The following is a 21,222-nucleotide window of genomic DNA, read 5'->3' on the forward strand; positions in this document are numbered from 1 at the left end:
TCAACATTGCCAGTTGCAAATGCCGCGCCTGTCTCCGGTCTGAATAAGGCGGAATTGCGGCGGGGTGTTACAGGCCGGACATCCCCACCGCATAAATGGCGGTTTTCTAGGCTTTGCAGCCATCTTCAATCAGAACATCCCGTACCATTTCGGCCGGTACATCCCTGCTGGTAAAGGCTTTTCCGATTCCGTGCGCGAGCACAAAAGACAGGCGCCCGTCCTGCATTTTCTTGTCGCGCTGCATATGGGCCATCAGGTCTGCTACGCGGAAGCAGTATGGCAGGTCACCAATACTTGCAGGCATTTTGAGCGCGCGCAGATGCGCTTCAACACGCGCCAGATCTTCCGGCGCGCAGACCCCCAGTTTTACCGAGAGCGCAAACGCCAGTTTCAGCCCGATGGAAACGCCCTCTCCATGCAGCAGGCGGCCATCGTACCCAAGCTCGGCCTCCAGCGCGTGCCCGAAGGTATGGCCGAGGTTGAGCAGCGCCCGGCCACCGCTGGCCTGAGCCTCCCGTTCATCCGCCGCGACAACCCGTGCCTTGAAGGCGCAGGCCTGCCGCACGGCTTCCGTCAGCGTGTCCGGGTCTGCGGCAAGAACGGAGTCTCCGTTTTTCTCACACCATGCGAACAGTTCCGGGTCCCCGATCAGGCCGGATTTCACAATTTCCGCATACCCGGCAATCAGTTCACGCTGAGGCAGCGTGCTGAGAGCGGAGACGTCCGCCAGAACGCAAAGCGGCTGATGAAACGCGCCGAGCAGATTCTTGCCCCAGCGCGTGTTGATGCCGGTTTTGCCGCCTACGGACGAATCTACCTGAGAGAGCAACGTGGTCGGGATCTGTACAAAAGGCAGGCCACGCAGGGTGGAGGCCGCAACAAACCCCGCGAGGTCCCCCACCACGCCGCCGCCCAGCGCGATGATGGTGGTGCGGCGTTCCACGCCTTCTTCCAGAATCGCATCAACCAGATGTTCGTAGGTTTTCAGGTTCTTTGACTGTTCTCCGGGCGGGACGGTCAGGGCCCGGAAGGCAATGCCGGTCTCCCGCAGGGAGTCTTCCAGTGCGGGCAGATAGAGGGCGGCCACAGTCTCATCTGTAATAATGATGACTTTCTTCTGCGGCAGCACCGGCGCCAGCAGGGCACCGGCCCGGCTGATCAGATTGGTGCCGATCACCACATCATAGGCGGCATGATCAAGGGCAACGGGCAGGCGCACCGGCCTGCGGGAGAGCGCCAGACTTTCAATCACTCTCGTCGTACTGTGGTCCACGTTGTGGTCTCCGCAATCAACAATCACATCGGCTTCGGCGTAGATGGGGTGGCGGATCGTCATGAGGCGCGCCAGCACATCCCGTGGAGAAGCTTCATTTAAAAGGGGACGATGCGTCCGGCCCTGCACGCGGCGCAGCAGCACCGGCAGCGGGCAGCGCAGCCAGACGGACATGGCGCGGGCACGCACCAGGGCGCGGGTGCTGGCGTTCATGAACGCGCCGCCTCCGGTGGCCAGCACCATTGGGGGGCCTTCCAGCAGGCGGCGAATCACGCGCCGTTCTCCATCACGGAAGGCGGCCTCACCATACAGGCGGAACACATCGGCAATGGAGCAGCCCGCAGCGCGCTCAATTTCTACGTCAGCATCAACAAAGGGGAGGCCGAGGCGCGTCGCGAGGCGCCGGCCAATGGTGGTTTTACCGGCGCCCATCAGACCAACGAGCACAATGCTGCGTCCGGACGGCAGGAGGCTGGTTGCAGGCCAGCGCCCCACTCTTTCCAGATCAAGGGGAAGCGGTGGACTTTCCGCAGCGTCGGGGGGTGGGTACGAGATACGTGATGACATGAAACGCAGCTTACCATAGAGCAGAGAGAACGTACCTATTCTGTTGTTATGGAGCCAAAACATATGAACCGCACGGTTCTTCTGGTTGCTGCCGCTATTTTTGTTGCTGTTGTTGGGGGCTTTACGGCCCTTGGTGTGTCCGGACACCCGCCCGTTCCGCAGGCTGTGCATAAGGATATTGCTCTTGCCGCAGCACCTGTTGCCGCTCCGGCGGCGGCTCTGGTCCCGGCAGGCCCCGCCGGTGCTGCGGTCACACCGGTTGGCCAGACGGCTCCTGCGGCAGGTGCCGCCCCGGCTGTGCAGGCTCCATCCGCTGCGGCTTTAGTGCCCGCAGGCCCCAGCGGTCCGGTGGTGACAAGCCCGGCAGCCCCGGCTCAGCCTCCGGTTGCGGCTCCGGCTTCCACGCCTGCTGCTGCTCCGGCCGCAGCTCCCACGCCTGTTCCGGCATCCCCCGCGCATCCGTGACAGCGGACGCCCGCGGCACAGACCTGTTTCTGGAAATGCTGGCGGCTGAACGGGCCGCCGCCCCCAACACGCTGGCCGCGTATACAGCGGATCTGACTAGCTGTGAGGAGTCGCTCGCGGCCCGTGGCGAGTCTCTTCTGGATGCGACCGCCGCCGGACTTGCGGACTGGATGGCGGATATGGGCCGCAGCGGGCAGTCCCGCCGAACCGTGGCCCGCAGACTGTCCTGTATCAGGCAGTTCTATCTGTTTCTGCTGAGGGAAGGGATGCGGCAGGATAACCCTGCGGCGCATCTTGATGCCCCCCGGCCCGAGGCGTCTTTGCCGCATTTTCTCTCCGAATCGGAGGTTGTCGCGCTCATTGACGCCTGCGCTGTCTCCCGCGACGCCTCGGAGGCAAAGCAGCGGCGCGGACTTGTCGCCCGGGCCGCGCTGGAACTGCTTTATGCGTCCGGCCTGCGCATTTCAGAATTGCTTGCTCTGCCTAGAGAGGCTTTGGCCGGTGAGCGGCAGATGCTCGTAGTGCGCGGGAAAGGTGGTCGTGAGCGGCTCGTGCCGCTGTCCGACAGCGCGCGGGAGGCCGCGCAGGCCTTGCATGCGCTGGATGCGCAAAAGGGCAGCCCGTATCTGTTTCCGGGGCGAGACCCGAAAAGACCGCTTACACGGCAGGCGTTTGACAAAATATTGTATGAGGTCGGTTTGCAGGCCGGGCTGGACCCTGCGCGCCTTTCTCCTCATGTGCTGCGTCATTCCTTTGCGACACACCTGCTGGCGCACGGGGCGGACCTGCGGGCCTTGCAGATGCTGCTCGGCCACGCGGATATCGCCACCACGCAGATCTACACGCATGTGCAGACCGAGCGGCTGAAACAGGCCGTGGAGTCTTATCATCCGCTGGCAGCAGATCAGGCCGCGCGAGCCGAAAAAACAGGTTAAACGACACGCCATGCACGAAGTGGCTTGGTTTTACGCGTGGCTGTGCTATCCGCTTGCCCATGCGTCAGTTCCTGGATTTCGAGAAGCCCGTCGCCGAACTTGAAAACAAGATCGACGAGCTGCGGCAAATGACCGACCCTGAAGGGGTCAATATCGCCGAAGAAACGGCCCGCCTTTCAGAAAAGGCGGAGAAGCATCTTCGTGCCATTTATGCCAAGCTCACACCCTGGCAGAAGGTGCAGGTGGCGCGCCACGCGCAGCGCCCGCACACACAGGACTATATCAACGCTTTACTGACCGAATTCACGCCTCTGGCGGGGGACCGGCTGTATGCGGATGATAAAGCCATTATTGGCGGCATGGGCCGCTTTGATGGTCAGCCTGTGGTGGTGATTGGCACGGAACGTGGTTCCGACCTTGAAACCCGTCTGGCCCACAATTTTGGCATGGCCCGCCCGGAAGGCTACCGGAAGGCCCAGCGGCTGATGAAGCTGGCTGGCCGTTTCAACCTGCCGATTCTCACCTTTATTGATACCGCAGGCGCATGGCCGGGGATTGATGCCGAACAGCGCGGGCAGGCGGAAGCCATTGCCCGCTCCATCGAGGTCTGTCTGGACGCTCCGGTCCCGCTGATTGCCACTGTGATTGGGGAAGGCGGGTCCGGCGGGGCTGTGGCGCTGGGTGCGGGTGACCGGGTGATGATGCTGGAAAACGCCATCTACTCCGTCATTTCGCCGGAAGCCTGTGCCTCCATCCTGTGGCGTGACCCCAAGCAGGCCAGCACGGCAGCCGAGACGCTGCGGCTGACCGCGCAGGATTTGTCTCGCCTTGGGCTGATTGACCGGATTATCCCTGAGCCGGTGGGCGGCGCGCAGCGTGACCCGAAGGCGGCTCTGGCCTCCGTGCATGATGCGCTGGCGGAGGAACTGAAAAGCCTGACACCGCTGGCTCCGGCCCGGCTTAAGGAACTGCGGCGCGAGAAGTTTCTCGCCATGGGGCGTGAAAACCTGTCCTGAGCGGACAGGCCTTAACGCATTCAGGCTTCAGGGCGGTGGCTCCCCTTCCACGGGAGCGCCGCCTTTTTCTTTGAGCAGATTATAAATGGCCTGAGCGGCTTTCTCGACCTCCGCCGTGTCCTGCCCTTTGGCAACCAGTGCGACACCCCGGCGGCCATCTTCCCGGTGGAAAGGGTAGGAGCCGAGGTCAAGATCGGGGAAGCTGTTCTGAATGGCTTCCAGCCCTTCCGCTAGAGCGCCCTCAAACAGGGAAGTGGTGTGCCATGTGCGGGAAAAAACCGGCGCGCCCTGCTTCAGGCTCGGGGCGAGTGCTTCAAACATAGCGCGCATGATGCGCGGCACCCCGGCCATCACATGCACATTGCCAATGGTAAAGCCCGGCGCAATGGAGACGGAATTGGAGATAGGCGTTGCGCCGCGCGGCAGTTTGGCCATGCGCTGGCGGGCGGTATTGAAATTGTCCGCGCCAAAATGCTGCTCCAGCAGCGCAAAGGTCGGCGGATGGATCTCCCACGGCACGCCAAACGCCTCGGCCACGCAGGGCGCGGTAATATCATCATGCGTGGGGCCAATGCCGCCGGTGGTGAAGACTTCATCAAACCGGGCGCGGAGGTCTGTCACGGTGTCAATAATCGTGTCCCGGATATCGGGAATAACGCGGATTTCCCGCAGGGGGATGCCCAGTTCTCCAAGCCGGGTGGCCAGAAACTGGATATTGTCGTCTCGGGTGCGGCCGGAGAGAATCTCATTCCCGATCAGAATGAGGGCTGCGGTGCGGCGCATGAAAAACCGGTCCTTTCAGCGTGGTCCCTTGGGTGGGAGCAAGCGGCTTATGGAAAAATGAGCCGGGGGCAGCCTGTGGTCAATGGCCTCATAACTGTGCGGGTAAGCAAAGCCGTGCGTGTTTTTGGATTGACCGGGAGCGGTGCAGTTCATAGCTTCCGCACCATGTCCGAAAACCGCTCAAACCCCGAACCCGTTCTTCCCCGCGCATGGCCCTTTGAGGAAGCGCGAAAACTTGCCGAGCATGTGGATGCCCGTGCGGCCGCCAGACCGGATGATGCCGCAGGTCCCGCCCTGCTGGAAACCGGCTATGGTCCGTCCGGCCTGCCGCATATCGGCACGTTTGGTGAAGTCGCGCGTACGTCCTGGGTGCGGCAGGCCTACACGGCGCTGACAGGCCGCCCGACGCGCCTGCTCGCGTTTTCCGACGATATGGATGCCCTGCGTAAGGTGCCGGACAATGTGCCGAACCGTGACCTGCTGGAAAAATATATCGGTCAGCCGCTCTCCCGCGTGCCGGACCCGTTTGGCACACACGAGTCGTTTGCCGCCCACAACAATGCTCGCCTGTGCAGTTTTCTGGACAGCTTCGGCTTTGAATATGAATTTGCCTCTTCCACCACATATTACACGTCCGGCCGGTTTGATGCCGCGCTGAAGCGGGTGCTGGAAGTACATGATGAAATTCTGGCGGTTATTCTCCCCACGCTGGGGCCGGACCGTCGGGCAACCTATTCCCCGGTTCTGCCGCTCCACCCGCGCACGGGTGAGGTGATGCAGGTCAAAATGGACGCCATTGACGCCGCAGCGGGCACCGTCCGCTGGACCGACGCGGAGGGTGAGACATTTGAAACCCCGGTGACGGGTGGCCACGCCAAGATGCAGTGGAAGGCCGACTGGGCCATGCGCTGGTATGCTCTGGGCGTGGATTATGAAATGTCCGGCAAGGACCTGATTGACAGTGTGCGTCTGTCTGGCCGCATCTGCCGTATTCTGGGTGGCACGCCTCCGGCCGGGCTGACCTATGAGCTGTTTCTGGATGAAAACGGCCAGAAGATTTCCAAATCCAAGGGCAATGGCCTCTCCGTTGAGGAATGGCTGCGCTATGCGCCGCAGGAAAGCCTCGGGCAGTTCATGTTCAATCAGCCGCAGCGTGCCAAACGGCTGTTTTTTGATGTGATCCCCAAAACGGCGGATGACTATCTGACGCATGTGGAAAAAGCTAAGGCGCTTCAGGCTGCCAACAGTGACAGTGCGGACCTGAAGGCCAATCCGGCATGGTTCATCCATAAAGGCCACATTCCCACTGATGCGGGGAGCCCGGTGCCGTTCGGTATGCTGCTGAATCTGGCCAGCGTGGCCAATGCGGAAACGCCGGAAGTGCTGTGGGGCTTTATCCGCCGGTATGATGCCTCCGTATCCCCCGAAAGCCACCCGATGCTGGCGCACCTCGTCAGCCATGCCATTGCCTATTATGCGGACTTTGTCCGTCCGGCCAAAACCTTCCGCGCGCCGACGGAGCAGGAACGCGCAGCGCTGGTGGACCTTGCAGACGCCCTGCGCGGATACGAGGGCGAGGCAGCCGATGCCGCGACGTTGCAGAATCTGGTGTTCGAAATCGGCAAGCGCCACGCGTTTGAACCGCTGCGGAGCTGGTTTGGCTGCCTGTATGAGGTGCTGCTGGGGCAGAAGGAAGGACCGCGTTTTGGGGGCTTTGTGGCTCTGTATGGCGTAGCGGAAACCGTCGCCCTGATTGAGGCCGCTCTGCTGCGGGACTCTCAGGCATAAGGGCCGGAAGAGTGTTTGCATGGTGAAGAACGTGCCGTCATCACCACAGGGACAGGTGCCTGAGCCCCGCCCGGAAAAAACCGGGTGGCGCAAGTGGCTGAAGCACTTGCCACACCTGATCGGGCTGGCGCTGATGGTGGCCGCCATCGGGGTGGTGCAGCATGAACTGCGCCACCTGCGTCTGGCGGATATCAAGCAGGCGATGATCGCCATTCCCGGCCACCAGCTCTGGCTGGGGGTTGGCTGCACGTTCTTATCCTACTTCATCCTCTCTTTTTATGACCGGCTGGCCGTGATTCAGGTCGGCTATAAACAGATCTCGTTTCGTCGCACGGCGTTTGCGGCGTTCTGTTCCTATGTGCTGTCCCACAATCTTGGGTTTTCGGCGGTTTCCGGGGCGGCTGTACGGTATCGGCTGTATCGCAACTGGGGGGTGAGTTCGTTCGCCATTGCCCAGATTATTGCCTTCTGTTCCGCCACCTATCTGCTGGGAGCCGCCGTGCTGATTGGCGGCGTGCTGGTGTGGGAGCCGCAGGTTATCCCTATGGCGGGCAGCCATGTCCCCGGCCCGGTTCTGACGGTGCTGGGCGTTCTGCTGTGGGTGGGGGTGCTGGCCTATATCGGCATGGCCTTCAAGGTGCGCACCTTTACGTTTCGTAAATGGACGGTCGATCTGCCTTCCCCCCGGATGGCCGTCATGCAGACCGTTGTGGCCGCAGCCGATGTGGCGGCGACGGCCGCCATTGCCTATGTGCTTCTGCCGCCGGGTGTCGGGGTCGATTACGGGTCTTTTCTGGCGATTTACATTGCGTCCTACACCGCGGGGCTGATTGCCAGCGTGCCGGGTGGCTTAGGCGTTTTTGATGGCGCGATGCTGTTAGCCCTCGGGCCTTATATGCCTGCGCCGCAGATTCTGGGCGTCGTGCTGATTTTCCGGCTGTTCTACTACATTATCCCCCTGTTTATGGCCGGGATCATGTTCGCGGGGCATGAACTGTTCCTGCGCGGTGATGATGCTCTGGCCAAAAAGAAAAGCCGGAAGCAGAAGACCCCGGCAGCCGTCAGAATCCGCCCCAGTCAGGTGGTGCGGGAGAGTGAGGCCGATTTCTCAGTGGCCGTCGCAACAGGCACGGTCTCCCTGTGCGGACTGATGCTGATCTGCCTTGTGCTGCTGGACCCGGTGCCGAAATTTGGCATGGTGCAGGCCGGGCTGTTCTCTGCCGCCGGGTCTGTCAGCAATTATCTGCTGTCCCTGATGGGGGTGGCGCTGATTGGTCTGGGCATTGGCCTTTCCCAGCGTGTCACGCTGGCATGGCGGGGTACGCTGGTGTTGCTGGTCACAGCGGCCGTTATGACCTTTCTGCGCGGCAATACCGTTCTGGTGCCTGTCATGCTCGGGCTTTCCGCGTTTCTGGTGGCTCCGTTCCGCGCCTGCTATTACCGCCATGCGCGCCTGCTGAGTGAGCCGCTCTCCGCCTCCACTCTGCTGAGCCTGCTGCTGCTGTTTGGCTGCGTGATTGCACTGGCCAGCCGGCATGGAGCGGGAAGCTGGTGGCAGATGGTGTTTGTCTTTCCAGCATCCGGCGCGGCGCGCTGGACCATTGCGCTGGCCGTTCTGCTGGCGCTGGTCGTTACCGGCCGCCTGATGTGGCCGGGGCGGATTGCGGTGCGCCGGTGGGATGAGGCCGCCTATGCCGAATATCTCACGCTGGATCACGCCCTGCCGACCATACAGGACCTCCAGCCGGATGGTTTTGTGGCCGGTGAGGGCGGAGAGGCTGTGATTCCCGTCCGCCGCAGCGGCACCTTTCTTGTTGGTCTGGGGGACCCGGCCGGAGCGCAGCAGGATTGCGTTTCTGCCATCTGGCGGATGCGGGATCTGGCGTTGCAGGACGGGCTGAAACCCGTGTTCTGGCAGGTGGGGAAACCCTTTTTACGCATTTACGATGATATCGGGCTGAGCGTCTGGCCGTTCGATGATGGCACGGGGCTGCATTTCTGCTATCCGGCGGATGATATTGCTCTCGCATCGAAATTTTTTGCCACCTATAAGGGCACAAGAGCAGATTCTCCGGCACCTGCCGGGCAATAAGGTTTTATGCAGGGCTTCGTCAGAGGCCGGTTTTGCTGGATATGTGCATGTCGGCTGATTTTACTGCCTCGCTGTTTAGCGGAGGGGCCGCTCGTGTAGCGATCACCTCCTTCCTGCTGGCATTTCCCGCTCTGTTTTCCATCGTTAACCCGTTTGGAGCCGCGCTGATTTTTGCGCAGGCGACGGCGGGCCGATCCCGGCGGGAAATTTTCGCACTGGCCCGGCTGGTCGCGTTTTACTCTTTCATGCTGATGGTCGTCTCTATCTGGTGCGGCAGTAAGGTGCTGGTGTTTTTCGGGGTTACGGTTAACGCCCTGCGCGTGGCGGGCGGCACTGTGGTGGCCGTGCGGGCATGGAACCTGCTGCAAAGCCCGGAAAGCATGGAAGCCCAGAAGGAAAAGCAGGCCTTGCAGGGCGGCAAGACCGTCATGGCCCCCAACTGGTCTGATTCCGCATTTTTCCCGCTGGCCATGCCTTTTACCGTAGGGCCGGGGACAATTGCGGTTGCCATTGCGCTCGGTTCAGGCAGCCCGCCGGGAGCGTCTTTTCTGGCGTATGAAGGCGGCATTACCATTGCCGCGGTGTGTGTGGTTCTGATTGTCTGGCTGGCTTATTCCGGCTCGGAAAAGCTGGTGTCCCTGCTGGGGGTGACGGGCACGCGCATTGTCAGCCGGATGGCGGCCCTCGTGCTGCTGTGCATTGGCGTGCAGATTCTGGCAGCCGGGGTGCAGGGGTTTGTGGTGGATATCTGGCAGCACATCAAGGCTGCGGGTTGAGCCGCGTTTAATCCCTCAAAAGCGGTTTTCTGGAAGGGCAGGCATCACAGGATGCGCTGCCCTTTTTGTATGGCGCTTTATTCTGCCGTGATCTGCGTCACAGTGGCGTCTTCCGCATGGAGCAGGGTTTTCAGGCGTGCAAGCTGGGCAGAGGCCTGTTCCGCAAAGCCGTAAGGCGGTTTGATAACAACCAGCCCCGCCCCATTCAGGCGGTCCGGGTCCACGGGTTTGCGGATCAGCAGTTCAGCCGCCAGCACATCCGGCACGCCCGCGTCCTGCAAAGCTGTATGGAAGGCGCGGACGGGCGTGCGGTGCTTGATGGGGTACCAGATGGCAATCATGCCGGTGGGGAAGCGCGTGCGGATGGTCTGGACGGCATCAAGCAGGCGCGCGAACTCGCCGGGTTCTTCAAAAGGCGGGTCCATCAGCACCAGACCGCGTTTGGCGGTTTTGGGCGGCAGCAGGGCGCGGAGGGCCTCATACCCGTCGCGCTCATGCACAAAGACGTTCGGCGTGCGGGTAAACAGGCCGTAGAGCTTACGTTTGTCGTCCGGGTGCTTCTCGCAACAGATCAGTTCATCCTGCGGGCGGAGCATCAGAGAGGCCAGCAGCGGGGAGCCGGGGTAATAACGCGGGCCACCGGCTTTTTTGACAAGTTCCAGCCAGGGGGCGAGAGGGCTGTCTGGCCCTTCTTCCGCCAGCAGGCCGATGCCCTCTTTCCATTCCTGTGTTTTCCCGGCTTCCTCGCTGGTCATGTCATACCGGCCAATCCCGGCATGGGTATCCAGCACCATAAAGGGGCTGGGTTTGCGCAGAAAATGGCCGAGCAGCGAGACCAGAAGCGCGTGCTTCATACAGTCTGCAAAGTTTCCGGCGTGGAAGGCGTGGCGGTAGTTCATGCAATACTCTCTTGCGGGGCGAAACGGGCGGCCATGTCTTCCAGTGGCCAGCGAGGGCGGGGGCGGACTGTGCTGTCATCAGGCCGGGGCAGGCCGAGGTCTGCGGCTTCCTGACAGGTTTCAAGGGCTGCCCAGCCCACCATAACGGCATTATCCGTGCACAGCCGCAGCGGCGGGGCGGCAAAGCGCAGGCCTGCATCAGCGGCGACCTCTTCCAGCCGGGCCCGCAGCACGCTGTTGGCCGCTACACCGCCTGCGGCAACCAGAAGGCCCGCTTCCGGCATCATTTTCAGGGCGTTGCTGACGCGGTCAGCCACGACATCCGCCACGGCCTGCTGGAAAGATGCGGCGAGGTCTGCTGCAAACTGATGCGGCAGAGGCTCCAGCCCATAAGGCGCGAGCTTTTGGGACAGGGCGGTTTTCAGGCCGGAAAAAGAGAAGTCACACCCCGCACGGCCCATCAGCGGGCGGGGCAGAGGAATAGCGTTCGGGTTGCCGGATTGCGCCAGCTTTTCCAGTTCCGGGCCGCCCGGCCAGCCAAGGCCAAGCATTTTGGCGACTTTATCAAAAGCTTCCCCCGCCGCATCATCAATGGTGCCCCCCAGCTTGCGGTAACGGCCCACACCTTCCACGGCAATGCACTGGCAATGCCCGCCAGACACCAGCAGCAGCAGGTAAGGGAAGGCTGCTCCCCCCGGCACCAGTCCGGGCAGGCGGGCTGTCAGCGCATGGGCTTCCACATGGTTGACGGCCACAAACGGTTTGCCGAGCGAGAGCGCCAGCCCCTTGGCAAAACTGGCTCCCACAATCAGCCCGCCAATCAGCCCCGGCCCGGTGCTGGCGGCCACAAACCCGATGTCCTGCGGGGCCATGCCCGCGTCCTTCAGCGTGGCCTGCACGAGTCCGGGCAGGAGGGCCAGATGGGCGCGGGCGGCAATTTCCGGTACCACGCCCCCAAAATCTGCATGGCCGTCCTGCGAGACAACCCTTTGCGCCAGACACGCCCCCTCAGCGGAGAGGATGGCGCAGGCGGTTTCATCACAGGACGATTCGATTGCCAGCACAGGTCCGGTGCCGGGGCTGTTTTCTGGCAGGTTCTGGTGTTTCATAGCCCTCTGGCTCCCTGTGCTGTGGTGGGAACAAAGCCCTGATATTCTGTATGTGATCCGGGGGCGGAATGGTCTGCTGCGCGTGGGGTGCGTCTCTGGGGCGCGAGTTTTTCAGACCTTTCGGGTATCATGGCTTCTTGTCCTCTCTCCATTCCCGGTAATAGACACTCTTATGGACTCAGCCTACCCTTCCTCGCCCGCCCCTTCGCCCGCGCTGCAGAAAGTTGCGGCGGAAGCGGCGGCCCGCCAGAAAAAGACCTCCGGGCATGCGTCCCGTCGTCTTCTGCCCCTCCGTGTCGGAACCCGAGGCTCACCCCTCGCGCTGGTCCAGACCCGTGCTTTTCTGACCATGCTCACGCGCTTCTGCCCCGTCTTGCGGGATATGGGCGCGTTTCAGGAGCATCAGATCAACACCACAGGGGATCAGGTGCAGAACCGCCGTCTGGCCGAAATCGGCGGGAAAGGGCTGTTTGCTAAGGAAATTCACGAGGCGCTGTCTGACGGACGCATTGATTTTGCCGTCCATAGCCTCAAGGACCTTGAAACCACACTCCCCCCCGGCCTTGTGCTGGCCTGCACGCTGCGGCGTGAGGACGCGCGGGATGCGTTGATCCTCGGCCCCAACCTGTCCCCGACAGACCCGGATGATCCGTATTCCGCCCTGCCGGAAGGCGCGCTGGTGGGCTGTGCGTCCGTACGCCGTCAGGCCCAGATGCTGCATGCGCGGCCTGACCTGAAATTCGGCCTGCTGCGTGGCAACGTGCAGACGCGACTCGATAAACTGGCAGCCCGCCAGTGTGACGCCACGCTGCTGGCGCTGGCTGGCCTGCGCCGTCTGGGCATGGCGGAGCGTGCGTCTCTGGTTCTGTCCCCCACCATTATGGTGCCTGCCGCCGGGCAGGGCATTGTGGGGGTGACGGTGCGTGAGGACGATATTGAACTGCGCGAACTGCTGTCCGCGATTGAAGATTATGAAGCCCGCGCCGTCGCTACGGCGGAACGCGCTCTGCTGGCTGAACTGGATGGCTCCTGCCGGACCCCGATTGGCGGCTACGCGCAGCTGATTCCGGTTGTGGCGGGGGAAGACCCCAAGCTGCACCTGACAGGCCTTGTGGCGCGGGAGGACGGCTCCTTCCTGCTCAAGCGCGCCATTAGCGGTGCGCCAGAAGATGCGGCGCGTCTGGGCAAGGAACTGGGTGAAAGTCTGCGGACTGACAGCCCGGCCGATATTTTTGAAGATAAATAAGGCCGCCTGATGCCAGCCTCCGGCAGCAGGCCCGGCGTGCTGGTCACGCGGCCGGAGCCGGGCCTTTCTGAAACGCTGGAGGCTGTTTCTGCCGCTGGGTGGGAGGCATATGCCTCCCCGGCGCTGCTGATTACGCAGCATTGTCTGCGTGTGGCATCCCCCCGGTTTGCCGCCTGTGTGCTGACAAGCGGGCAGGCCGTGCAGGCTGCGCAGGCCGCTCTCCCCCTCACATGCCCGCTCTACGCTGTAGGAGACCGCACGGCGCAGCGCGCCCGTGCCGCCGGATTTGCGGCTGTGCAGAGCGCGCAGGGGGATGCGGAAGCTCTGGCAGCCCTGATTATCCGGAAGCAGAACCCGGCAGAAGGCTCCGTTCTGCTGTTGTCAGGGGCGCGGCAGGGGATGGCTCTGGCTGCCCGGTTGCGGCAGGCAGGGTTCACAGTTGTGCGGCGCGTGGCCTACTCGGCGCGGCCGGTCCGGCGGATTGCCCCGGAGGTTCTGCAAGCCTTGCAGGAGGGGCGGATTAACGTCTGCCTGTTCTTCTCTTCCGAAAGTGCGGCTGGCTGGATTGCGGCCCTCCCTGCGTCTTGCCGGGCGCAGGCGACTCGCACAATAGCGATTGCTATCTCACAGGCTGCTGCCGCTGTCCTGAAAGCTGCCGGATGGGCAGAGATTGTCGTTGCAAAGACGCCGGATGCACGGGCCATGCTGGCGGCTCTGGGCAGGCCGGGGATCACGACGGACTGAGGTGGCGGACTGTGGCGCAGAGGGCCCGGCAGTAAAATCCGCGCATAAAAAACCGGCCTCCGGGAATCCCCGAACGCCGGTTTTCAGAAAACCGCTTTAAGCTGTAGCCAATGCCTTTTCAGGGGCACGGGCCATCAGCATCAGGCATTGCCGGCGGTCTGCGGGAATTCCGCGCGCTTTGCCTGCCACAGAGCGACAAAGTCGATCGGCTGAAGCACGATCGGCGGGAAGCCACCGTCACGCGTGACATCGCTGATGATGTTGCGGGCATACGGGAAGATCAGACGCGGCACTTCAACCAGCAGCATCGGCTCAACAAGCTCCTGCGGCGGGTTGGTCAGGGTGACAACAGCGGCGTAGGCCAGTTCGGCAATAAACACCGTGCGGCCAGCGGCACCACCTTCTGTTTCCGGGGCTTCCTTGGCTTCGGTTTTGATTGCCAGCGTTACTTCATAAACAGACTCATCGTCCTGAAGTTTGGAGGCCTGAACATCAATGTTCACGGCAATGCTGGGCTGAGAGCGCAGTGTTGCAAAAATTTCTGCGCCAGCGGGCACTTCAAAGGACAGATCCCGCGTGTATTGCAGGTTAACGGCCAGCGGAAGGGCGGGCGGGGCAAGCTGGTCAGAGTCAGACATGGACAAATGCGCTTTCTTAATCAGGTCACACTGAGGCTTTTAGCGGTAGCATGCTGGTCTGGCTTCGCCAACCGCCAGAATGGGATGGACACCATTAAAGAGATTTTCAGAGTGTCCCGCAGAGTTTAGTGACTGCTCCGAGTTTTATGGGGCGGTGCGTTACGCGTCGGAGTTTTTCGTATCCGGTGGCTACAGCTCAGTCTGTTACGGATGCAGGTGCTGCCAGTCCCCGTTTTCCAGACTTTCACCGCACAGCCCGAGCAGGAACCACCAGTGGGACACCACAAGCGTTGTGCCCGCATCCGGCTGCTGCGCCATAAAGCCACGGAAGCGTTGCACGCGGTTTTGCAGCATGGCGTCACTTTCCGGCGCGACAGTCCACCAGACTTCATCCAGCGCATCAAAATCCAGATGCGGCCATGTGTCACACAGGGTGGAGGCGTGGGAGCCTTCATCACAGGAATACATGGCGCGCTCACGCACCAGCGGCGTGATTTCCGGCGTGATGTTCAGGGCACGGGCCAGAGGGGTCGCGGTTTCCAGCGCCCGGGTAAAGGGGGAGACAAGGATGCGGGTAATGCCTTCCCCCATAAGCTCTTGCACCAGACGCTGCGCATGCACGCGGCCCTGAGCAGACAAAGGGGGATCGGACAGGCCGGGGTCACGCCCAGTGGCGGTGTATAGCCGGTTGAATTCGCTTTCGCAGTGCCGCAGAATAATCATGGTTCCAGCAGTTAGGGACAGCGGACCCACTTCCGCAAGGGGCAGAGAGACAACGCACACGCATTGTAACAGGCAGGGGGCTTGTCTATGTATAAGGGAACGGTCTCCTGAACGATAAGGCTGCGCCTGAAGCCCGGGCTGGTCGAACATGGATGTGTGACAGATGGATTTTTCTTTCGGCCATTTTCCGGTCGACCTGATTCTTTTTGCCCTTGTGGCGGCGTTTCTCGCACTGCGTCTGCGCAGCGTGCTGGGCAAGCGCGTTGGCATCCAGCCTGCTCCCATGCCTGTGCCTCCGCGCGCCGACCCCGCCGGAAAGGTGATCGACGGGAAAGCAGAGCCGGTTGAAGCTGTTGTCTGTGATATTCCGGGGCAGGGGACGCGCGTGGGCCAGTTACTGGTGGATGTGCAGCGGCAGGATAGCGGGTTTACACCGCAGCAGTTTCTCTCTGGTGTGCAGACTTCTTTCCAGCAGGTGGTCAAGGCTTTTGCAGAAGGGGACCGCGCAACCCTGCAGACGCGCCTGACCCCCGCTGTTTATGCGTCTTTTGAGAGCGCAATTGCCGCACGCGAGGCGGCGGGTGAAAAACAGCGGAGTGAAATCAAGGCGATTCGCTCTCTGGCGATTGAAGATGTGCGTCTGGTCCCGCTGGATGTGGGCACCGGGGCGTCGATTGATGTCCGCATCGTTTCTGATCAGATTAGCCTGCTGACGGATGCGCAGGGGCAGCCCCTCACCGGGACGGATGCCGTAACGGAATTTTCTGATCTCTGGACGTTCGAGCGCCTTCTGGGTGTGAACGGCAGCAGCTGGCGTCTGGCTTCGGCGCGGAGTGCGTGAAAGCACGGGCCGGGGCTAAACCAGCACCGCCTGCACGCGCGCAGCGGTATAAGGTTGGCCAGCAACAGATTATCCGGGGGGACTGCCTGCGTGCGCTGCGGCGGATGGAGGCAGAGTCAGTCGATGTTATCATCACCTCTCCCCCGTACAATATCGGCCTGTCCTACCGGAGCTATCCGGACAGGAAGGAAGAGGACGAGTATCTGGACTGGATGCTCGAGGTCGCGCACGGCCTGCGGCGTGTGCTGCGGGCGGATGGTTCCTTTTTCCTGAATATTTCAGGCTCTTCCGCCCAGCCCTGGCTGCCGTTTGAACTGGCGGTGCGGCTGCGGGATCTGTTTGTGCTGCAAAACCATATCTCGTGGGTCAAATCCATCTCGGTGGGTGAGGACAGTTTTGGGCATTTCAAACCCATGAACAGTCAGCGCTTCCTGCATCGCGGGCATGAGCATCTGTTCCATTTTACGTTGCATGGGGATGTCACGCTGGACCGGCTGAGTGCCGGGGTGCCGTATAAAGATAAATCCAATATCGCCCGCCGCGGCCATGTGCAGGACCGGCGCTGCCGGGGCGATGCGTGGTTTATCCCGTATGAGACGGTGCGTGACCGCAAACAGAAATTCGATCACCCCGGTACCTTCCCGGTGGCTTTGCCGGAGCAGTGCCTGTTGCTGCATGGGCAGGAGGACGCACAGGTGCTGGACCCCTTTATGGGCACCGGCACAACGCTTTTAGCGGCCCAGCGTCTGGGGTGTTTTGGCGTGGGGATTGAGATTGACCCTGACTATGTCGCTATTGCGCGGCAGCGGCTGCGGGAGGATCTGGACGCAGCGGAGGCGTGATCATCGACTGTTTGAATGATTTTTATGAAAATAATCGTTTTGACATTTTGACATGTATCAAACACAACCCTGATAACAGCGAATAAAAGCTATGCAGTGTTTCTAAAAACTCAGGAGTTGTGGTGTTGCGCAGATTTATAGCCTCATTAGTCGGGGTCGGTGTTCTGGCTTATGGCGGAACAATTGCTTTTCTTACCCATTTTGACCACGTCACAGCACCTCAATTACCTGCTGCGTCCCCTACTTTGAAGGACCCGGCAGCCCTTGCTGCTTTTAATGTTATTAGGGAAGCCCGGTGTGATTACTGTCATGCTGTTGGGCGTGACCTGCCGTTTTACTTCAAACTGCCCATTGCCAAGCAGTTGATGGAAAGTGACCTGCATCAGGGTCTGCGCCATTTCCGGATTGAACCTGTTCTGGAAGCCTTCAAGAACGGCACACCCCCGACGGAAGAGCAGCTGTCCCGTATTGAGGAAGTCATTACCCAGAACCGCATGCCGCCCACGGCATATCTGCTCATGCACTGGCATGCGCATCTGTCCGACGGGGACCGTCAGGCCGTGCTGAAATGGGTGGAAGACACCCGCCGCAAATATTATGCGGATACCGGGGCCGCCAGCCAGTTTACGGGTGAGCCGGTGCGCCCGGTGCCTGCCAGTATTCCGGTGGATGCCGCCAAAGTTGAGCTGGGCCGCAAGCTGTTTTTTGATAAGACGTTGTCTGGTGACGGCACCCTTAACTGCGCAAGCTGCCATGATCTGAACCACGGTGGGGTGGATCATCTGGTGACGGCTACCGGCATTAGTGGCCAGAAAGGCCCGATCAATGTGCCGACGGTGTATGACGCGTATTTCAAAATCGCGCAGTTCTGGAACGGCCGTGCGAAGGATCTGGCGGCTCAGGCGGCGGGCCCTGTCATGAACCCGGTTGAAATGGGCTCACATGACTGGACAGGTGTTGCGCAGAAGCTGGAAGCAAACCCGGATTACACGCCGCTGTTCCAGTCCGCCTTTGGCCCGGACGCCAAGATAGATCTGGCGACCATCACCACAGCCATTGCCGAGTTTGAAAAAACGCTGATCACACCGGACAGCCCGTTTGATGAGTATCTGAAAGGCAACGCCAGCGCGCTGAGTGAGCAGGCAAAACGCGGCTATGAAAAGTTCAAGAGCATTGGCTGCTCTGGCTGCCATAGCGGTATTGCTCTGGGTGGCGGTGCGTATGAAGCCATGGGTCTGGAAGGTGACTACTTTAAGGATCGTGGCGGCAAGCTGACGGCTGCTGATGAAGGCCGCTTTGATGTGACGCACAACCCTGAAGATCATTCCCGCTTTGTGGTGCCCACCCTGCGGAATATTGATCAGACCGCGCCGTATTTCCACGATGGCAGCGTGAAGACGCTGGATGAAGCCGTGCGGAAAATGGCGAAATATCAGACGCCGGATGCGGCTATTTCTGATCAGGACGTGAGTGACATTGTCGCCTTCCTCAAGAGCCTGACCGGTAAATATGACGGCCATTCTCTGGCCGAGATGGGCCAGCCTGCCGCGGCCCAGTAAGGAGCCCCGGCAAGGTCCCGGCAAGATATAAATACGCGGGTCCCTTGAAAGACGGCCCCCCGGCAGGTGATAAGCTTGCCGGGGGGCCGTTTTTTTATTGGGAGAAGAATGTCAGTGGTCAGGCGGCGTCATTTACGGGAAGAAGAAAAGACGCTGTGGTCCATGGTGGTGCGGGACGTCGCCCCGTTGCATGTGCCGCATCGCGCCCTGTCTGCTGCCCGTGCCGCTGAGGAAGAGGCCGCCGCTGAGGCGGACGATGCCAGAGGCAAACGGCTAGCTCCTGCGGCGCAGAAAAAACAACCCCGGCATAAAAGACGCTTACTGACGGTGGAGATGCCGCTTTTTGTGCCTGCCGCGGTTCCGCCTGTACGGGTGCAGCGTGTGATGCAGCCCGTGGAGGAAATCGGGCAGCGCGCGCCCGGCGTGGATAGCTATAGCTGGCGCACCTTTACCGATGGCCGGATGAAGGTTGAGCGACGGCTCGACCTGCACGGTATGGTTGCAGAAGATGCGTTCCGTCGGCTGATGGAATTTATGGATGTCGCCTATCGTAGCGGCCTGCGCTGCGTGGAAGTTGTCACCGGCCTTGGAACGGGGCAGGAGGGCGGAATCCTGCGGCGTGAGCTGCCGCACTGGCTGGGCCGGGCCGATATGCGGCACCGGATTCTGGGCGTGACCTACCCCCATGCGGGGAATAAGGGGTCAGTTCGGATTCTGCTGCGCCGCCGCCGGTAACGCGCGTCCGGCAGAGGGATCACGCCAGCGCAGACTGTTAACGGACAGCCAGCGCCGCAGGGCCAGAATACGGTCCAGATCCGGCATCATATCCGCATAAAGTGTTGCGCAGGGGAGACCAGCGATCAGGGTCTGATTCTGCTCTCTGGCGTGGGCCCGGAGCGCAGGTTCCGCCGCCGCAACCTGCGCGGCATGCCGGAACCGGGCCACAAGGTCTGGCTGGGAGAGGTTGGGCAGCATCAGCCCGGCTTTCAGGCTGGCAGCAGACGCCGCTGTTTTCCACACATCATAAAGCCGCCCGGCGGGCAGGCGTTTTCTTTCCTGCCGGAAAATGGTCGTGAAATCTGGCGGCAGACGCAAATGCGGGGCTGTCGACGCGGGCAGAATGTTGGAGAAGAGCGGCTGATTATCTGGGGCCTCATCCTGAAGTGAGGCCATCCGCTCCTCATAATCTTCATCAAAAGGAAGCTGAATGACGTCTACATTCCCGGCCTTCAGCGCGGCAATGGCGGCGTCAGGCGTGGCGTAACCGGCAACAGGCAGCGGATGCATGCCCAGCAGGTCCAGTGCGACAAGTGTGGGCAGTTCCGGTCCGGAGAGAGTGGAGACCGCAACACGCAGCGGCCGGCCCTGCAGGAAGCTGGTAAAGCTTCGGTGCAGGCTGACCTTGCCTACGGCGACGGTCGGCTGGCAGCTCATGAAAACCGGGATCCAGCGCTGGGCATCATAATGCACGCGGGAATCCCCCCGCAGCGCGGCAATAAGGCCGGAGCCCGGCACAATCAGACCGGCCGGGGGTGTGGCCTGTTCCTGCTGCGTATCAAACAGATTACCCCCGGTCACGCCATCCCAGCCGGTGGTCATACGCAGGGGGAAAGAGTAGGGGTAATGCAGACTATCGGCCAGAACGGGGGCCAGCAGCGTTGCCCACTGGCCGCAGATGCTCTCGGCAGTGCCGCCGACAATCAGGGAAGAGGGCTGGGCTGCGACTGGCGATGCAGAGCGCGCTGCCCGCAGCGGGAGAAAACACGAGACAGCGCTGCCCGCCAGACCACCCAGCAGCAGGCGGCGTGAAAAGGCACGGGCGGAAGAGGGGCGATCTGGCTGATCAGTGCGTGGCACGTGTGAAAAACCTCCCTGTGTTCTTGTCTTTGTCTGGGCGTTCTTAAGCAGGCGAAACCGGGAGGCTCAGGGAGTGGAGTCTTACCGGGTCCGCCAGACCGCACCAGTCCTCTGCGGCAAAATTACGGTCAGCCGCTCAGGGCCATTTTACTTCCGGCGGCATGCTCATCAGAATGGCTTCCGTATGGCCGCCGGTTTTCAGCCCAAACAGCGTGCCACGGTCATGCAGGAGGTTGAACTCTACATAGCGGCCACGGCGGATTAACTGCGCATCCCGCTGTTCCGGCGTCCAGGATTCCATCATCCGGCTCCGGATGATCTTGGGGTAGGTTTCCAGAAAGGCGAGGCCGACATCTTTGGTGAAGGCGAAGTCCTGCGCTGTATCGCCGCTGTCCAGCCGGTCATAGAAAATGCCGCCCAGTCCACGCGGCTCATTGCGGTGCGGCAGGTAGAAATATTTGTCACACCAGGCTTTAAAGCGCGGGTAATACTCAGGGTTATGGCGGTTACAGGCCTGCTCAAACCCTGCATGGAAGCGGGCTGCGTCATCAATCGCCTCCGCACTTTCCGGGAACATGGGGGTAATATCCCCGCCACCGCCAAACCAGCCCTGCGTCGTGATGATCATACGGGTGTTAAAATGCGCGGCAGGAACCAGCGGGCTGCACATATGCGCCACGAGGCTGATCCCGGTTGCAAAAAACCTTGGGTCTTCCGAGGCTCCGGGAATGGTGGCGGCAAATTCCGGGGAGAACGTGCCTTCCACTGTGGAGACATTGACGCCGACTTTTTCAAAAACCCGGCCGCGCATGACGCTCATAATCCCGCCGCCGCCGGGGGTGCCGTCCTCATTCAGGCGGTTCCAGCTTTTCCGCTCAAACCGTCCCGCGGCCTCATGGCCGGGCAGGATGGGCGTGTTCTGCTGCACAGCGTCCTGTTCTATCTGCTCAAAAGCAGCGCAGATCCTGTCACGCAGGGTTTCAAACCACTCTTTGGCGTCTGTTTTCAGGGCGGTATGGGCGGGCAGAGAATACGCTTTGGTCGAGATCATAGCCGGGTCTTTTTTCCT

At 61.4% G+C, this 21,222-nt stretch carries 20 protein-coding genes; 12 read left to right on the forward strand and 8 right to left on the reverse strand.

Annotated features, from left to right (window positions below; genetic code table 11):
• Positions 1-106: 106 nt before the first annotated feature.
• Entirely contained in the window at positions 107-1,840 is a 1,734-nt protein-coding gene (aroB, locus tag JK199_RS03640) for a 3-dehydroquinate synthase (RefSeq protein ID WP_212373919.1), read from the reverse strand.
• A 63-nt stretch (positions 1,841-1,903) separates the two neighbouring features.
• On the opposite strand from aroB, the gene JK199_RS03645 reads away from it, so the two are divergent.
• From JK199_RS03645 to JK199_RS03655, 3 genes are read left to right on the forward strand one after another with little or no spacing between them, the layout of a single operon-like run.
• The gene (locus JK199_RS03645) at positions 1,904-2,305 is read left to right on the forward strand and encodes a hypothetical protein (protein WP_244984868.1); all 402 of its coding nucleotides are present in this window, start codon (positions 1,904-1,906) and stop codon (positions 2,303-2,305) included.
• The gene (locus JK199_RS03650; RefSeq protein ID WP_212373922.1) at positions 2,302-3,240 is read left to right on the forward strand and encodes a tyrosine recombinase; all 939 of its coding nucleotides are present in this window, start codon (positions 2,302-2,304) and stop codon (positions 3,238-3,240) included. Before JK199_RS03645 ends, JK199_RS03650 begins: the two co-directional genes overlap by 4 nt.
• Before the next feature lie 59 nt (positions 3,241-3,299).
• Positions 3,300-4,256, forward strand: a complete 957-nt coding sequence (locus JK199_RS03655; protein ID WP_025829102.1) for an acetyl-CoA carboxylase carboxyltransferase subunit alpha — start codon at positions 3,300-3,302, stop codon at positions 4,254-4,256.
• Between the two features lie 27 nt (positions 4,257-4,283).
• On the opposite strand, the gene JK199_RS03660 is transcribed toward JK199_RS03655, so the two are convergent.
• Entirely contained in the window at positions 4,284-5,039 is a 756-nt protein-coding gene (locus tag JK199_RS03660; protein ID WP_212356565.1) for a competence/damage-inducible protein A, read from the reverse strand.
• A 165-nt stretch (positions 5,040-5,204) separates the two neighbouring features.
• Between JK199_RS03660 and JK199_RS03665 the strand changes: the two genes are divergently transcribed.
• From JK199_RS03665 to JK199_RS03675, 3 genes are read left to right on the forward strand one after another with little or no spacing between them, the layout of a single operon-like run.
• Complete coding sequence (locus JK199_RS03665; RefSeq protein WP_212374108.1) at positions 5,205-6,827, forward strand: lysine--tRNA ligase; 1,623 nt, start codon at positions 5,205-5,207, stop codon at positions 6,825-6,827.
• 19 nt (positions 6,828-6,846) lie between these two features.
• Positions 6,847-8,919 (forward strand): lysylphosphatidylglycerol synthase domain-containing protein, encoded by a 2,073-nt coding sequence (locus tag JK199_RS03670; protein ID WP_086655434.1) that lies wholly within the window; start codon positions 6,847-6,849, stop codon positions 8,917-8,919.
• Positions 8,920-8,966: 47 nt separating this feature from the next.
• Positions 8,967-9,695 carry a MarC family protein gene (locus JK199_RS03675; protein ID WP_077930192.1) on the forward strand — a complete coding sequence of 243 codons (729 nt, stop codon included), beginning with the start codon at positions 8,967-8,969 and terminating at the stop codon, positions 9,693-9,695.
• 77 nt (positions 9,696-9,772) lie between these two features.
• Here the strand turns inward: JK199_RS03675 and JK199_RS03680 are convergent, their stop codons facing one another.
• Both JK199_RS03680 and tsaD read right to left on the reverse strand, forming a co-directional pair.
• Positions 9,773-10,594 (reverse strand): 23S rRNA (adenine(2030)-N(6))-methyltransferase RlmJ, encoded by an 822-nt coding sequence (locus tag JK199_RS03680; protein WP_212373924.1) that lies wholly within the window; start codon positions 10,592-10,594, stop codon positions 9,773-9,775.
• Positions 10,591-11,703 carry a tRNA (adenosine(37)-N6)-threonylcarbamoyltransferase complex transferase subunit TsaD gene (gene tsaD, locus JK199_RS03685; protein ID WP_212373926.1) on the reverse strand — a complete coding sequence of 371 codons (1,113 nt, stop codon included), beginning with the start codon at positions 11,701-11,703 and terminating at the stop codon, positions 10,591-10,593. Before tsaD ends, JK199_RS03680 begins: the two co-directional genes overlap by 4 nt.
• 172 nt (positions 11,704-11,875) lie before the next feature.
• Here tsaD and hemC point away from each other — a divergent pair, with 172 nt between their 5' ends.
• Together hemC and JK199_RS03695 are read left to right on the forward strand one after the other, a co-directional pair.
• A complete protein-coding gene (gene hemC, locus JK199_RS03690) occupies positions 11,876-12,949 on the forward strand; it encodes a hydroxymethylbilane synthase (protein ID WP_086655431.1) in 1,074 nt (357 codons plus the stop codon).
• A 9-nt stretch (positions 12,950-12,958) separates the two neighbouring features.
• A complete protein-coding gene (locus JK199_RS03695; RefSeq protein WP_086655430.1) occupies positions 12,959-13,693 on the forward strand; it encodes a uroporphyrinogen-III synthase in 735 nt (244 codons plus the stop codon).
• Between the two features lie 140 nt (positions 13,694-13,833).
• Here JK199_RS03695 and secB read toward each other — a convergent pair whose 3' ends face one another.
• Together secB and JK199_RS03705 are read right to left on the reverse strand one after the other, a co-directional pair.
• The gene (gene secB / locus JK199_RS03700; RefSeq protein ID WP_077930189.1) at positions 13,834-14,331 is read right to left on the reverse strand and encodes a protein-export chaperone SecB; all 498 of its coding nucleotides are present in this window, start codon (positions 14,329-14,331) and stop codon (positions 13,834-13,836) included.
• A gap of 204 nt (positions 14,332-14,535) precedes the next feature.
• Positions 14,536-15,054 (reverse strand): histidine phosphatase family protein, encoded by a 519-nt coding sequence (locus JK199_RS03705; RefSeq protein ID WP_077930188.1) that lies wholly within the window; start codon positions 15,052-15,054, stop codon positions 14,536-14,538.
• Between the two features lie 163 nt (positions 15,055-15,217).
• On the opposite strand from JK199_RS03705, the gene JK199_RS03710 reads away from it, so the two are divergent.
• The 4 genes from JK199_RS03710 (at position 15,218) to JK199_RS03725 (ending at position 19,031) form a co-directional block, all read left to right on the forward strand.
• The gene (locus JK199_RS03710) at positions 15,218-15,895 is read left to right on the forward strand and encodes a Tim44/TimA family putative adaptor protein (RefSeq protein ID WP_077930187.1); all 678 of its coding nucleotides are present in this window, start codon (positions 15,218-15,220) and stop codon (positions 15,893-15,895) included.
• On the forward strand, positions 15,892-16,737 hold the full coding sequence (locus JK199_RS03715) for a DNA-methyltransferase (protein ID WP_212373928.1): 846 nt from the start codon (positions 15,892-15,894) through the stop codon (positions 16,735-16,737). Before JK199_RS03710 ends, JK199_RS03715 begins: the two co-directional genes overlap by 4 nt.
• A 125-nt stretch (positions 16,738-16,862) precedes the next feature.
• The gene (locus tag JK199_RS03720; RefSeq protein WP_212374110.1) at positions 16,863-18,296 is read left to right on the forward strand and encodes a cytochrome-c peroxidase; all 1,434 of its coding nucleotides are present in this window, start codon (positions 16,863-16,865) and stop codon (positions 18,294-18,296) included.
• Positions 18,297-18,404: 108 nt separating this feature from the next.
• The gene (locus JK199_RS03725) at positions 18,405-19,031 is read left to right on the forward strand and encodes a Smr/MutS family protein (RefSeq protein ID WP_212373930.1); all 627 of its coding nucleotides are present in this window, start codon (positions 18,405-18,407) and stop codon (positions 19,029-19,031) included.
• On the opposite strand, the gene JK199_RS03730 is transcribed toward JK199_RS03725, so the two are convergent.
• On the reverse strand, positions 18,999-20,153 hold the full coding sequence (locus tag JK199_RS03730) for a response regulator transcription factor FixJ (RefSeq protein WP_212373932.1): 1,155 nt from the start codon (positions 20,151-20,153) through the stop codon (positions 18,999-19,001). The genes JK199_RS03725 and JK199_RS03730 overlap by 33 nt on opposite strands.
• A 136-nt stretch (positions 20,154-20,289) precedes the next feature.
• A complete protein-coding gene (hemF, locus tag JK199_RS03735; RefSeq protein WP_212373934.1) occupies positions 20,290-21,204 on the reverse strand; it encodes an oxygen-dependent coproporphyrinogen oxidase in 915 nt (304 codons plus the stop codon).
• Positions 21,205-21,222: the final 18 nt, after the last annotated feature.

This window comes from Acetobacter persici, assembly GCF_018256955.1.
In the GTDB taxonomy this organism is placed as follows: domain Bacteria; phylum Pseudomonadota; class Alphaproteobacteria; order Acetobacterales; family Acetobacteraceae; genus Acetobacter; species Acetobacter persici.